Genomic DNA, 14,523 nt, shown 5'->3' with positions numbered 1-14,523 from the left:
TCCTATAATTCAGAGCTATTATACCGTTGATGTATTAGTTCCGCTTTGTTCTGAAGCTCCATTAAGTCTTTATGTTCAATCGTTGATACAATATCCGATATCTTGGAATCTACGTCGCGAAGACCATTCAGCAGCATACGCCGATTATTGCGTTTGGCTTCTCCGCTTAAACGCAGAAATGGATTAATAAAACCGTTCAGGTCTTTCAAAATCAGTCTGCGCACCGTATGGTTGATATCCCCGTTGTTTAGCTCCTGAAGGGAAGGAATCACACGCTGCAAACGGGCAAACAACGCCAGTGATTTCTCCACGATCTCATTATCAAGCTCGTTCTTCTGACCTTCGGAGATGATCATGTCCTCCAGAACTTCCAGGTATTCAATCACCGGATCAAATACAGGATCTGGTTCAGTCCGGGAAGACTTCGCTTGTTCTGAGCCCGCATGTTGTGCGGGAGTAGAACTCGAATGGGGCTGTGCTGGAGAAGCATCTCTTGCCCCTGTTGGCACTGCGCTCGACGCTTGTCCCCCATTCAAGCGAGATGGTTCATTCCCGATATCTGTGATTGGTACAGGGGCAGATGACGAACCATCCACCTGTGTGCGTGGTGTGGAACGTGAAGGAATCAATCCCCCGACCACAGTTGCCAGTGCCGGAATTGCCCACGTGATGACATCCGGTAGAAAAGGACTCGAGATTGCCGCGAGACCATAACCGACCAATGCGCCTATACCTATCTTCGTTTTCCGTAACATTACTTGTCCTCCTGCCTTAACAACACATAAAGTGCATATTCAAAAAGTCTGATTTTCAGTACCGAGAAGATGGACTTTTTGAATAACCTCTCATCCGTATTGTAAAAAAACCATCCAGAAGGTGTCAATGTTGAGGAAAATTCTCAGCTAGACGTGGTGTACTCCGCTTACCTTCTGAACGTCGATTATAAATGGCTGTTCGATATGACTTCCCAGTATGCCAAACTTCGGATGAAGTGGTCCAATATCATGGCCAAGTGCAGACTTGACCGCCAGATACGGGAAGTTCACGCCCGACAGACAGGACATGTGCAACCCACCCGACATACGCGGATTGATCTCCAGCAGCTTCGGTGTATCCTTGCGATATTTCATCTGTATATTAAAATTATAAGGAATCCGATATACCTCTGCCACATTGCGGGCAATCGCCAGCAATTCCTCGTTTTCTTCAAGCAAACGCAAACGTCCTCTTTCTTTTCTACGCGGAATAGCCGTTAATAGTTTCCCATTGCGGTCCGAAAGACAATCAATGCTGTATTCATATCCTTCCAGTACCTCCATCACCATGACGTTGGGAAAGGACGGAGCAGAAGAGAAAGCGCGCAGGGCATCTTCATACGAAATGGAGTTAAGCGCGTATCCGAACAACTCCTGCAACGGATCACGTTCATTATTAATCACCCGGAATCCCATGCCGCCCTCACCATTACATGGTTTGAAGCATACATCATGTCCACGTGCACGCAGCGCCTCATAGGCTTGCTGGAATTGCGCAGCATTACTGACCGTGAAATAATCCGGAATCTCCATAATGCCCTTCTCACGCACCGATTCATAGAAGCGGTCTTTCTCCATCAATTGTTCCAGCAATTCCGTGTCCGAGCATACGATAACCCGTGTACCGATCTCTTCGAACAGGGAGATATGTCTGCTGATGTCCAGCATGTTCCAGCGTGGAATAAACACATCAATCTGATGACGACGGCAAAAGTCGAGGCAAAAATCAACATATTCCCGGCCCGTTACACGCGGTTCAACTTCTGCAACATCACAGCCCTGTAATGCCATGTGTCCCGGATCAGGATGAGTACCGTAGATCTCAAATTCCATGCCGTCCTCATTGTCCCGAATTGCATTCATATAATGATACGTTACAGAGAACCAACGGTTGAAGTAAATCTTCATTTTTTTCATTTATACGGTCTCCCTTATCTCGGCATGGTCTATCTGGGTCTGTTGATCGTTATGAATACGGTGGACGTAATCGAGAATCTCATCTGCTGCAAAAGCACCGAATTGTTTCGTAAATTGATACGGCACCAGCTCAGGTGCACGCTGTCTCTCCACATGCAGCTCTCCGTGAGATGGAGCAATGGCATGCTGCGCAAAGTCCAGCAAACAGCGATCCAGCAAGGAATCGCCCGAAGCAATTACAGGCACATCGCCAATGCGTTGCCTAATGTGCTCCACTGCAGCTCGTTTGTTCACGGCCGAAGGCACCAGATAGAGCTTCCGACCCTGAATCGAACTCTCCCATCCAAGCGTCTCTAACACCCGAATCTTGTCCGTAATGCGCTCCATAGGAAGCTTGTCACGTTCGATCAGCAATGCAAAGAACAGCTCATCACACAATCGCTGATTAATCACCCATTCCGGGCTCAGTACATCGTCAAACAAATCCAGGATCTCTTCAGGAGTAGCTGCCTGCTGACGAAGCAAAGAACGAATATGCAGGTTCCATTCATCGTCTACCTGACCGTCAACAATGATGTTGCCACCATTACTCGTCACCGCATATTTCGGAATACATTCGGTCTGAAAAATATGAATGCGCCGGTACTGCTCCACGGTACGTGTCGTCACAGGCATAAATACAATGTCTTGTGGCAAAGACTGCAACCGCTCCAGTGCATATGCTGACATAAAAGCGGACAACTTGCCGTTAATCCACTCTGCGGGAACAAGTCCCGGTGTATCTTCGGGAATACGGAGCGCACGACGGGAGTACACCAGCGTCTGGTCCAGATCACTTGCGTAGATCATCATTCTCCTCCACCTCCCAGGAATTGAATAATGCCGCAACAGGAATAGGTTAGTCCGGGATATACCTCAACCGGCACATTTCTGTCTCTGGCGAGCATCATAATATGTTGCAAATCCGGATTATCCAGACGGTCCACAAGAATCTTCCAAGGGACACGGCGCAGTAACACCCGGGTTGTTTCTCCGATTCCAGGTTTGATCAGATTAATGTTCGTAATGCCAAAAGATTGCTGGATGGCCTCGATATCCTGCCAGCCTTTCCAGGTGATTTCCGAAGTATCGGTAGCATTGTCGTCCGAGCGAATCTCCACTTGGTCCATCATTTGCGGAAAATGCTGAGCAATAGTATCCACGTATTGGGTCGACACATCCGCAGAAGACCATTCACGATACCATTTGGCTCCGTGAAAATCTGCCGGCCCGATCAGATCATCGCGTAGTACGGTACGGCTCACCAGTCCCGATACCGTGGAATTCAGACAAGCACTAGGAATAAGATAATCTTCCCTTGTCCCAAAGGTGCCTGAGCATTGACCCGGATCGGCCAATACAGCAAGATCATCATCAAGACTTACACCATAAGTCCGTTCCATTTGGTCACAGGACTCTTTCAGCACTTTGCGAATAGCCCCTTTGCCTGTCCAACCGTCTACAAACTGAATGGCTGTTTCCAGCCCATGCTGCTGTAAAATATATAAAATTGCGTTCTCGTCCATACCCTTGCCACGAATAATTGAAATGCTATAATGCGGAATCGTCACTTTGTATTTCAATTCAATATAACGCTTGATCAGGATGCCTATAGGCGTTCCGGCTCGAGCCAGAGATACCAGCACCAGATTAAGTCCCCTGCGCTCTACAATCTTCTCAGCCACAATGGCGGTATGACGAGCGATTCTTGCAGCGGATTGTTCCAGCGTCTGATGGAACAGCTCGATGTATTCTTTTGTGGGCTGATATTCCACGGGTAGCATCTCCGAATAATGAACCCCGGATTGGATCGCTTGCTCCCGTTCACCCGTTCCCTTTTCCAGATCCACATGGCTGATATCCTTCAGTAAGAAAACAACGTCCGATGCAGCATAACTGCCCATCGGTTCGGGAGACTGAATCTCACGTTGTCTGATTAGCTCCAGTGTAGTTAAGTTCATTGCTCGTTGTCCCCTGTCTTCTCTGGCAAGCCGCAATACACAATATGAATGTGTCCGCATCCCAACTGCTCCAGTGCCTTCACCATCGGTTCCATTCGTTCTTCGGACATCTGTCTCTCCAGCAGAACAAAAATCTCATCATATTGTCCCGGGGCGATGTTATAGATAAAGTTACGAACGGATGCGTCTTCCGGTGAGGCATATCCGGCACCACTACGAACAGCATATCCTGGAGCCGGATGTGTATGGATTGGACTGCGGGTAGTCGATTGATACAACACGCCTTCTCCCATCTCGGCAGCAATACGCATTGGAATGTACATGAACTCCCCTGTTCCCATCACCAACGTCCGTTCTCCCTTACGCTGCGACTGAAGTCGTTCTGCAATCCGGCTAATCTCCTGACGCAATACGCCATTATGACGAGATTGTATACCAAACCTGCCCGTATGCTGGACGTAGCTCGCTGTGCTACGTTTACCTTCACCATCCTCGGAAGTAGCGTGCAGCTGATGGAAGGCATCTGCAACGGTAGAGGTCTGAATCGTCACGGCAGGATAGGATAGCTGCTCATCTTGCTGTGTTGCTTCCAACTGTGGAGTACCCACCACTTCAATACGGCCCTTCAACAGGCTTAACGGTGTAATGGTAATTCCCAATTCAGCTTCCAACTCGGCAAATCGATTCTCGTCCGCTTCCGTACGCCAGTCCAACAGCGAAGCAATCACATACTGCTTCCGGGGGTATCTAACCTGAATATCCCGAATGATATTCAACGTCGTTTTGCCCGTCGTAATCTCGTCGTCCACCAGAACAATCGGACCCTCTCCTGCAAAGGCTTCATGATCCAACGCGTAACAACGATGAGCCATCGCATGGGAATGTTCTTCTTCAAATTGAATATCTGGATGCATCGCTGGAACATATTCGCGAGTGGTGTGAATATAGGAAGCTTGATCAGCAAACATCTCGTACATGCTGTGGCCCAGCGCTGTTGCTGTCTCCGCAAAACCAACAAAACGAATCGTTTCCGGCAAACTCAATTTCTCTTGCAACAACATGCCGTACACTTGCCGAGCTCGCTTGGGATCAATCAAACCTTCGACCATTTCCCGTTTCCACTCGGTGATCTGAAATTTCGTCTCTTCCGTCTTCTCAGTCAGGTGCTCATATAACAGAACAGCCAATGCCGCACCGCTCAGAAGCGAGGTATACGGGTTAACCGGGATGTGCTTGCCCAGCAGTCTGCTTACAAACAGAAATGAACGTTTCTTATTAATTCGTGCGGCCATGGAAAATAGAGATTCTAGTGGAAGTTGCAGCGGGTTATGTGTAACCTGAACGTTCAGACTGAATTGATCAAGAATTGGGAACGTAGTTGTGTTGTTGCTCGTGCTTGGGCAAGAGCCCGACAAAATGCTGCTGTTCATGTAACACCCCATATATTTGTGATCGGATTAGAATTCGATTCGCCCAGCTCAAGTGTGGTTTAATCTCATTCATTTTGTTATAGTAATTACTTTTGAACACACCCAGGCTACCATCATTACGGGCGATGATGTCTTGTGCATCGGAATATTCCTCATGTGTAACAACGTACATCGCTTGTACAGGCTTAATATGAGAAGGATGAATGATCGTTTTGCCTACAATTCCATTTTCCTTGTCCATCATGACTTCACGCATCAATCCATCCATTGTGTTCGTAATATATTTCATTCTCAGATGCAGCCCTGACTTGCCCAGGGTTTCTTCGAATGGAGTCTGTCGTAATTGAGGTTTGAACACGCGCTCCCGCTGACTGAAATATTCCCAGACAGGACCTGAGATTACATACGGCTTGTCCATCCGTCCAAACAGATTGATAATATCCGAGATGCAGTCACGGATTGTGGCGATATCGTATATGGTCAATTCCGGGCTTCGGCGTAGTCCAAACAAGCTGGAGAAATCGGTCGCACCTATGCGTACATTGAGCACATATTCAACATTTTCATCGAGGATGTTTCGAAGGCCAAGTAAGGTCTCCCAACGTGTCTCCCGATATATAATTGAAGCCGTTTCCAATATAGGCATTCCATAGAGAACGGGATAATGATCCGGTTTCCGTTGATTATACTTGCGGATCTGGTCAAAATAGGCTCTTCCATTGCCCACACAAAACTTGGGCAAAGCCACGCCTGTCAGCATGGACACCAGTTCTCCCAACGTATCAATGAGACGTTCCAACTGTTGTGGTGAACGTACACGAGCAAACAGAAGAGGCATTTGATCCTGACTCAGCATGCCTGTCTCCATATAAGTCATCAGTTGAGTTAGATGCTGTACCAGACACTGCTCGGCAAACTCTACTTGGTCGTCACCCACAGCGTCCTCCAGATCAATAATAATGGTCGTCAGACCTTCATGTTTACCATTCATAATGTCGTCCGCGATATGTGTGCGCGTCGCGGGCATATATAAAGCAGCCCCAACAGCATATGCCAGTAGATCTTTGGAAGTCCGGTGATTGAACGAGACGGGTGAAGAGAAAAATAAAGTATCTTCTTCTTCCAGACTCAAAAAGTTAAAATATTTCAGGGGTGTCTCCTCCTCGCACCTTTGGCAATAGCCAATCTGCAATAGTTGATTCCAGCTGTCGGGGCATAAAAACCAATCCCTCCTAATCTGGAGGGATTGATGGTCTATTATCGAGGATAACGTTGGTCAACAGTATCCTTGCAATGGTGCTGACCGATACAGCGTTTATAAATTGAATAAATACAAATGATTACTTTCTTCCCGCAACCCACTGCATTCCCCAATCATGAGCCTCGTCCAACGCCTGATGCCCATTATAGAACTGCACGATTCGTTCAATACTGAATGTCTCATTGTTCACATTGCGTAACATCGCGATGCCACACATGCCAAGCGGGCTCCCGTATTCATTCATTCGAACAATGATATCGGGACCGTCCTTCTGCTGAATGGTTACCACACCGTCTACTTGAGACCAGTTGGCCACACCACCATAAATATAGGTGAATACCAAGATGCGCTCAATTTCCGAGATACGGGCACCATTAATCCGCAGATTCTCTCCCGTCTTAACCGATCCCGTCCGGTCATCCCCATCCAGGGCAATATAAGGGAAACGGTTGAGTGAACCAAACGTCTGTCCCAAGGCCTGAATCACATCTCGTGTACCATCCTTCATCTCGAACAGACAGCCCAAGTCCAGATCCACACTCTTGCTGCGACCAAATAACCCTTTGCTACCCTGTTGATTCCAGTTGAGGTTAATCAGGATTTCACCAAGTCCCCCCGCATTTTTCTTGAGGTTAATGGTGTCACCCTTCTTCTTCAATTCAATTTTGCTGAAATTGATCGAATTCACAGGAGCAGGCGTCGGTTCTGGTGCGGGCACCGGGGGTGGCGGAGTCGGTACAGCTGTCGGAGGAACGGTTGAAGTCGTTGGTGCAGGGTCTGATCCACCATCCACATCCACACCAAAGTTAGCGCAGAGTGCATTCAAACCACCTGCAAAACCCGACCCTATTGCATTGAACTTCCATTCTCCGTTATGACGATACAATTCACCGATGACAATCGCGGTCTCCACTGTAAAACCGCTTCCCAGATCATATCTCATTACTTCCTGACCTGTAGCTGCATTGGCAAACCGTAGAAAACCATGCTGAACCTGTCCAAAATGATGGCGTCGTGCTTCACCGTCATGAATCGTCAGGCTGAAGGCGATTTTCTCAATTCGGGCAGGGATTTTGCCAAGATCAATGGCGAATTGTTTCTTCTCGCCACCAACCTGTCCACCATCCATATACGTGATGAACGAGGTAGAGGGCTGATTATAAAAGATAAAATCCTCATCTCCAGCCACTTTATTGTCTGAACCCAGAAGGAATGCTGATGTGTCCAGCTCTACACCCGAGGCTGCCTCCCAACCAATGCCTACCGTTAGACGGGACAAGCCCGGATTGGTTTTGGTCAGATCACTCTTCTGGCCTTTCACGACAGAAATCGCCATAGCAGACTCACCTTTCTATGCCAAGTTATTGTGCATCCAGTCCGTAATTTTTGCATAAAGCAGATAGTCCACCTGTGAAGCCGCTGCCTACCGCCTGGAATTTCCAGTCCGCACCTGCACGGTAAAACTCACAGAATACCACAGCTGTTTCTGTAGAGTAGTCTTCTCCGAGGTCGAACCGAAGCACTTCCCGATCACTTGCAGCATCTACAACACGAACAAAAGCATTGGAGACTTGTCCAAAATTCTGCCCTCGTCCATCTCCATCATAGATGGTTACGGTAATACCGATTCGGTGAATGTGCGCAGGGATTTTGCTGAAGTCAACAACAACTTGCTCATCATCGCCATCACCCTCACCCGTACGATTATCACCGGTATGTGTCACTGAACCCGCACCGCCGCTTGGATTGTTGTAAAAAACAAAGTCATCCGTACCTTTGGCTTTTCCATCTTCGTACAACAAAAAAGCCGAAGCGTCCAGGTCAAAATCGACTCCACCACTATATTTGTTTGTGTCCCAACCTAAACCAACTACCACACGGGTAAGGCCCGGATTCGTTTTGGTCAGGTCGATACGTTGTCCTTTGGCAAGACTGATCGTCATTTGTTTTTCCACCTTTCCAAGATATGTGATTAAATGAAAAGGAGAACCGTCCAGGAGACGGTTCTTCCCATCCTGTAAGTCGTTCTGTACGTCCTATTGCAAACCGTAATCGCGTGTCAATCCAACCAATCCATCCTGGTAACCACTACCGATGGCACTGAACTTCCACTCACCGTTATGACGATACAATTCACCAACAACTACACCCGTTTCGATGGAGAAGTCTTCTCCCAGGTCAAAACGAATCAGTTCTTCGCTGTTTGCTTCGTTGACGATTCGCACATAAGCACGGGAGACTTGTCCGAAGTTCTGGCTACGTTCTGTAGCTTCGTAGATCGTAATGGAGAATGCAATTTTCTCTACATTGGCGGGTACGTTAGGCAGGTCGATATTGATCTGCTCGTCATCACCATCGCCATCTCCTGTACGGTTGTCACCGGTGTGAACAACAGAACCATTTTCATTTTGTGGATTGTTGAAGAAGATGAAGTTTTTCTCGCCTTCCACTTTACCGTTTGCATTGGCACAGAATACCGATACATCCAGGTCAAAGTCTTTTCCGCCATCATACTTATTAGTATCCCAGCCCAAGCCTACTGTGATTTTTGTCAAACCTGGGTTCGTTTTAGTCAGATCGATTTTTTGACCTTTAGAGAGATTAATTGCCATCGTATGATCATCCTCGCTTATTTGAGTGTATTGTAGTTATCGTGACATATGAATATCAGGATTATTGTCGATTTAGGTTAAATCTTGTACTTAGGAGTACCTGCGAGCGAGTTCGTTGATATGTACCGCATGGGAACCCTCTCCAATTGCCGAGAATTTCCATTCGCCTCCATGACGATACAATTCACCACAGATCAACGCTGTTGAACCTGTGTAGTTATCGGATAGATTGAACTTCACGAGCTCACTGGAATTTTTACCATCCAGAATACGAATATAAGCCTTCTCAATCATGCCAAAATCTTGCTTGCGATTGACACAATCGTAGATATTAACAACGATTAATACTTTATGAACATCAGCAGGAATACGGGACAGATCCATTTTGATCTGTTCGTCGTCACCGTCTCCCTGTCCTGTTAGATTGTCACCTGAATGGATAACCGAACGACATGCACTTTGCTTGTTGTGGAAGCAAACCAGGTTGGAATCCTTGACCAACTTGCCTTCCTCATTCAACATGATCGCCGATGCATCACAATCGATATCCGCTTGTTTTTTTCTTCCAAAGAAACCTTTGGCAGTTACCGGGTCCCAACCGAGACCAGCAATCACCTCAGTAAGTCCTGCATTGCCTTTGGTTAAATCAATTTTCTGTCCTTTGACCAAATTAATGCTTGCCACTGATTTTCACCTCCCTTCATATGTAAAATAGCTACTTAGAGATTGAATTCACTCGGGTTCAGTCCAAGTACGATGCATATCTCTGCAACGACTCTTTTCTCCTGATCATCAAAATTGCCATCAGCTGAACCAATCGCACTGCATACGCCCACAATAACGCGTCCTACATCCGGCTTGGCTTTGAATTTCCCAATGGCTTTCAGCGCTTCCTGCTTCCCGATCTCTGGAGAGAACTCAAAGTTCGCGACATAATGATTAAAACGTGTAATCACTTCAGCCATATCGAATACTTTCAATTCCTGACTCAGGTTGATATAACCGGCCATCTTGTTCTTTTCCGCTTCGTCAATGGAACCATCTGCAAAAGCAACCAGTGCACAACCTGCAACCACGGCATCCATAAAATCTTTATTTTTAAACTTTTTGACTTGCTCTTCAAGTCCTTGTTTTGTTGAATTTAACCAGCTTTTAAATGAACTCATACTCAACCTCCAATAGTTTCAACCTGATGTTCCGTACATTCTTTTCAAGATTTTTCAGTAACTTTCATGTCTACATCATGTTGAATATAAGTTAAATTATTCCTTAACTATACTCTGAAATACGGCAATATTCTACATTAAAAAACAATTAATACCTTATGATACGCATCGTTCTGGATATAGTTTCAAGCAAGATGCGAGAACTTTCTATTCACTTCATTTTTCAGGTAAAAATCCCCCTATTTGAAGCCCAAACATAAAAAGGCTCTGATCAGGGGATCAGAGCACTTATTTCTACCAACACCAAAATTATAAATCTTATGAATGATTTGAATCCATGAATTTATTCCGATTTTTCAAAATCAGCCTGTTGTTGTTCATAGATTTCATAGAAGTCGTCCCAGACTAGTACATTATCCTTTTCCTTGCCCCACCAGTCTTTGTACCATGCTTCAATCTCCGGGCCCCCGCCTTGCTCCCACTTCTGCTGTGCTTCCGTTGCAGCCTGTTCGACTGTATATTTGCTTCCGCCAATGATGGAGCGGGTAAAGATATCGTTGATCGCTGTTGTCACATTGGTCAACTTCACCTGAAGCTCCTTGGGTAGCTGCGGCATATGTTCTGAATGGGTAACACCCTCTCCTACCGGAAGATCCGTCATGTATACCTCACGCGCTTCCTTGAATAGTCGAAGTCCTTCCTTCTGCGATGGGATCTCTTCGCTGAACAGCATTTCTGTGTACCCGCATTTGCCTTCCTCCAGACGGCTGTACAACATGGCGTAATCGCCTGCCCAGCTGATCTCCTGCTTATATTTCTCCTGATCCGAGATGCGCGGACAGCCTTGATCGTTCAGCGTATAATGCGTGTTTTCAAATCCATTTTTGAAGGTTCGACCTGACTCTATTTTGGTCAGAAAATCGATATATTGCATAACTGCTTCCGGATTTTTGGCTCGTGCATTCACAGCTGCAGTCATCTGAACCGGGTTATTCCACACCATCGTGTGCTGTCCTACGGACGTGGTTGGCAGAGCGATGACCTTTAATTTGGCTTCAGGAACATTCTGCATCAGTGTATCCAGTTCCTTCGCTGCAAACCCGGTATAATCCGAAGTCATGGCCGCGTACATACCGATTTTGCCATTCAGGAAATCCTGCTTTGCCTTGGCCCCGTCCTTGTCGGTCAATAAGTCCTTATCCACCACTCCTGCTTCATATAATGCACGTTTGAATGCTGTGGCTTCTTTCATGTTGTTGGGACCAACCACCATCTCCCCGTCCTCCACATTCACCCAGTTGGCGTTGTACATATAGCGGAACAGACCCGCTGTATCGCCGAACTGAAATCCACCGATGCCGTATGTATCCTTAGCTCCGTTTCCATCGGGATCATTCTCCGTGAAGGCCTTGGCTACCGCCAGCATCTCTTCCTCATTGGTCGGCACCTCCAGATTCAACTTTTCCAGCCAGTCTTCCCGAATGAAAAAGCTCGTTAGTGGAAACACCTCGTTCATACGTCCCACTTCATAGAGCTTACCATCGCTTTTGATGCCGGCCTTCTTGAGCTGGGGATATTTCTCCATCAAGGCTTTGTATTCCACACTCGAGTTCTCGATCAACTCATCCAGTGGCATCAGCTGTTTTTGATTAAACAGAGTGTTACGAATAGGCGTACCGAATTCAAAAATGATATCCGGTGCACTGCCAGAAGCGAATAATACGTTAAGTTTCGACTGAGATTCCCAGCGGGGAACTGCTGTATATTTTACATTTGCCGGGCCATTCTCGTTAATCCACTTGGACCACATATTATCTTCGATCGTACCCATGCCGCTTGGGACCGCGCCCCGATCATAGATCGTTGACGTAATGTTCCCCCTGTTGCCTTCGCCTTCCGCCTGTTCGCTACCATTACCTCCTGTACATCCCGCCAGCAAACCACCGATCAAGCCCAGAACGAGACCCGACTTCATCCATGCCTTCATCGTTAACGCCATAGATAAGACCCTCTTTCTCTCCTGTATTATGAACCCATGCGGGTTAACCCACAGCCTGCTTTAACCTTTTATTGATCCAAGCATGACCCCTTTAACGAAGTACTTCTGCAAGAACGGATACACTGCCAAAATGGGTATGACCATCACAATGACAGCTGCTGCCCGGATGCCTTCCGGGGTCAGATTAGATATCATCGTTGGATCGGTAAAATCCTGTACATTCAGATTGGACATAATCATATTTTGGACGAGCACGGTCATGTTGTATTTGGACGTATCATTGATATAAATCATCACACTCATGAACGAATTCCAGTAACCCACGCCGTAAAAGAGAGCAATAGTCGCCAGCAAAGGTTTGGATAATGGCAACACGATTCGGAACAAAAGCCCCAGTTCACCACAACCATCGATGCGCGCAGCCTCGTCCACTTCCCCCGGCAGATTTTCAAAATAAGATCGCATAATCAGCATGTTGTACGTGCTCACCAGACCCGGTAGCCAAAGCGCGCCGTAACTGTTCACAAGACCGAGATTTTGCACGACCAAATAAGTCGGGATGAGTCCACCGTTAAAAATCATCGTGAACACCATCGCCATCGTAAAGAAGCGCCGGTGATAAAAATGTCTACGTGACAGCGGATATGCCGCCATAATCGTCACCGCCATGCTGAGCCCTGTACCGATCAATGTGATCTCCACACTGTTCCAGAATGCATTCAGAATCGGCGTTCCCGTAATTAGGCTGTGATAGGAGAACCAGGTGAAATCGACGGGCCATAACCCCACTTGACCTGAAACAACCGCTCTCGCATCACTAAATGACAAGGCAACAATGTTGAGTAAGGGCAGGATACAGCTGACGGCAACCAATGACAACAATACATAATTGATTAGATAAAAGACTTTTTCTCCTTTGGTTTTTCTCATGCTGTTCTCCCTCCCTACCACAAACCTTCGTTAAATCGCCGCGCGATATAATTTGCACTGAAAATGAGGATAAATGCAACCAGTGATTCGAACAATCCCATCGCTGTTGTCAGGCTGAACTGTGCTCCCTGAAGACCGGTGCGGTAGATATAGGTACTAATTACATCCGCTATCTCATTGACATTGGAATTCTGAAGCATATACACCTGGTCGAATCCGACCTCCATCACCCGCCCCATCGACAGAATCAGCAGGAGAATAATGGTAGAGCGTATACCCGGAAGGGTAACATGCCAGATCTGGCGCATTTTGCTGGCCCCATCCATCTGTGCAGCCTCGTATTGACTCGGATCAATGGTCGTTAGTGCCGCGAGAAAAATGATGGCATTAAAGCCCATGTCCTTCCAGATCCCTGAGCCAACAAACACCGCTACCCACGAACCCTTGTTGTACATGAACGGATAAGGCGCTCCCGTCCAGGCCTCGACCCAGCGGTTGACGATCCCATTTTCCAAAGAGAAAACCGTCATGATCATCATCGCAATGATGACCCAGGAAAAGAAGTGTGGCATATAGACCACCGTCTGCACCGTTCGCTTAAAGGCCATGTTTCGCACTTCATTCAGCATAATGGCCAGAATGATCGGAATGGGAAACCCGATAATGATGCTTAACAGACTGAGGAACAAGGTGTTGCGAATAATCTCCACCGTGCGCGGATCACTGAACAGCGTCTGAAAATGCTGAAAGCCCACCCATGGACTGTTCCACAGCCCATCATAGAAGTTGTAATCCTTAAAGGCCATGACCAGCCCTCCGATGGGTGCATAACGAAAGGTCAGGTAGAACATAATCACCGGAACAAACATCAAGATTAACGGAATATTCATCTTGAATCGTCGAAGCCGCTGCTGCCGAATCCGCTGCTTCATTTCACTGTCCGGCGGTTGTAATCCAGACGGCGGACCTGCGGTCAGTTCCCCCTTCACATCCATCACTCCTCTCTGCTGTTGATGTACTATAGTTGTATTTTAGATAAAAATGTAAGCGTAAACATTTGTTATTTAACGATCCTTTTATAATTTTCTACGCAAAATAACCCCACATGGTGGGGTTGCCCTTGGAAACAAACAGATATTAAGAGGAGGCTTCTCTTTAATTGTGACCCTGCAG

The 14,523-nt window shown here is 46.9% G+C and carries 14 protein-coding genes; all 14 read right to left on the bottom strand.

The window, feature by feature from the left end:
• Window positions 1–2: 2 nt before the first annotated feature.
• Entirely contained in the window at window positions 3–755 is a 753-nt protein-coding gene (locus tag MHH25_RS05360; protein ID WP_340019395.1) for a hypothetical protein, read from the bottom strand.
• 147 nt (window positions 756–902) lie between these two features.
• Entirely contained in the window at window positions 903–1,952 is a 1,050-nt protein-coding gene (locus tag MHH25_RS05355; RefSeq protein WP_124117250.1) for an ATP-grasp domain-containing protein, read from the bottom strand.
• A complete protein-coding gene (locus MHH25_RS05350) occupies window positions 1,953–2,801 on the bottom strand; it encodes a hydrolase (protein ID WP_340020446.1) in 849 nt (282 codons plus the stop codon).
• Window positions 2,801–3,952, bottom strand: a complete 1,152-nt coding sequence (locus MHH25_RS05345; protein ID WP_340019394.1) for a cysteine protease StiP family protein — start codon at window positions 3,950–3,952, stop codon at window positions 2,801–2,803. The genes MHH25_RS05350 and MHH25_RS05345 overlap by 1 nt, the downstream gene beginning before the upstream one ends.
• Window positions 3,949–5,382: a phosphoribosyltransferase family protein gene (locus MHH25_RS05340; protein WP_340019392.1), complete on the bottom strand. Its 1,434-nt coding sequence runs from the start codon at window positions 5,380–5,382 to the stop codon at window positions 3,949–3,951. The genes MHH25_RS05345 and MHH25_RS05340 overlap by 4 nt, the downstream gene beginning before the upstream one ends.
• Entirely contained in the window at window positions 5,312–6,532 is a 1,221-nt protein-coding gene (locus tag MHH25_RS05335) for an HpcH/HpaI aldolase/citrate lyase family protein (protein ID WP_084650429.1), read from the bottom strand. The genes MHH25_RS05340 and MHH25_RS05335 overlap by 71 nt, the downstream gene beginning before the upstream one ends.
• A gap of 190 nt (window positions 6,533–6,722) precedes the next feature.
• Entirely contained in the window at window positions 6,723–7,979 is a 1,257-nt protein-coding gene (locus MHH25_RS05330; RefSeq protein ID WP_340019391.1) for a TerD family protein, read from the bottom strand.
• 25 nt (window positions 7,980–8,004) lie between these two features.
• The gene (locus MHH25_RS05325) at window positions 8,005–8,586 is read right to left on the bottom strand and encodes a TerD family protein (protein ID WP_036606267.1); all 582 of its coding nucleotides are present in this window, start codon (window positions 8,584–8,586) and stop codon (window positions 8,005–8,007) included.
• Between the two features lie 93 nt (window positions 8,587–8,679).
• On the bottom strand, window positions 8,680–9,255 hold the full coding sequence (locus MHH25_RS05320; RefSeq protein WP_062837432.1) for a TerD family protein: 576 nt from the start codon (window positions 9,253–9,255) through the stop codon (window positions 8,680–8,682).
• A 90-nt stretch (window positions 9,256–9,345) separates the two neighbouring features.
• Entirely contained in the window at window positions 9,346–9,939 is a 594-nt protein-coding gene (locus MHH25_RS05315) for a TerD family protein (protein WP_062837433.1), read from the bottom strand.
• 35 nt (window positions 9,940–9,974) lie between these two features.
• A complete protein-coding gene (locus tag MHH25_RS05310) occupies window positions 9,975–10,421 on the bottom strand; it encodes a tellurite resistance TerB family protein (protein ID WP_036606259.1) in 447 nt (148 codons plus the stop codon).
• Between the two features lie 343 nt (window positions 10,422–10,764).
• Window positions 10,765–12,420: an extracellular solute-binding protein gene (locus MHH25_RS05305; protein ID WP_100526561.1), complete on the bottom strand. Its 1,656-nt coding sequence runs from the start codon at window positions 12,418–12,420 to the stop codon at window positions 10,765–10,767.
• Between the two features lie 60 nt (window positions 12,421–12,480).
• Window positions 12,481–13,350 (bottom strand): carbohydrate ABC transporter permease, encoded by an 870-nt coding sequence (locus MHH25_RS05300; protein ID WP_036606256.1) that lies wholly within the window; start codon window positions 13,348–13,350, stop codon window positions 12,481–12,483.
• 14 nt (window positions 13,351–13,364) lie between these two features.
• A complete protein-coding gene (locus tag MHH25_RS05295) occupies window positions 13,365–14,282 on the bottom strand; it encodes an ABC transporter permease subunit (RefSeq protein ID WP_243391250.1) in 918 nt (305 codons plus the stop codon).
• Window positions 14,283–14,523 lie beyond the last annotated feature (241 nt).

Source organism: Paenibacillus sp. FSL H3-0457 (assembly GCF_037981725.1).
In the GTDB taxonomy this organism is placed as follows: Bacteria; Bacillota; Bacilli; order Paenibacillales; family Paenibacillaceae; genus Paenibacillus; species Paenibacillus amylolyticus.
The sequence above is the reverse complement of the archived record's forward strand: the minus strand, read 5'-3'. Positions and strand labels throughout refer to the sequence as shown.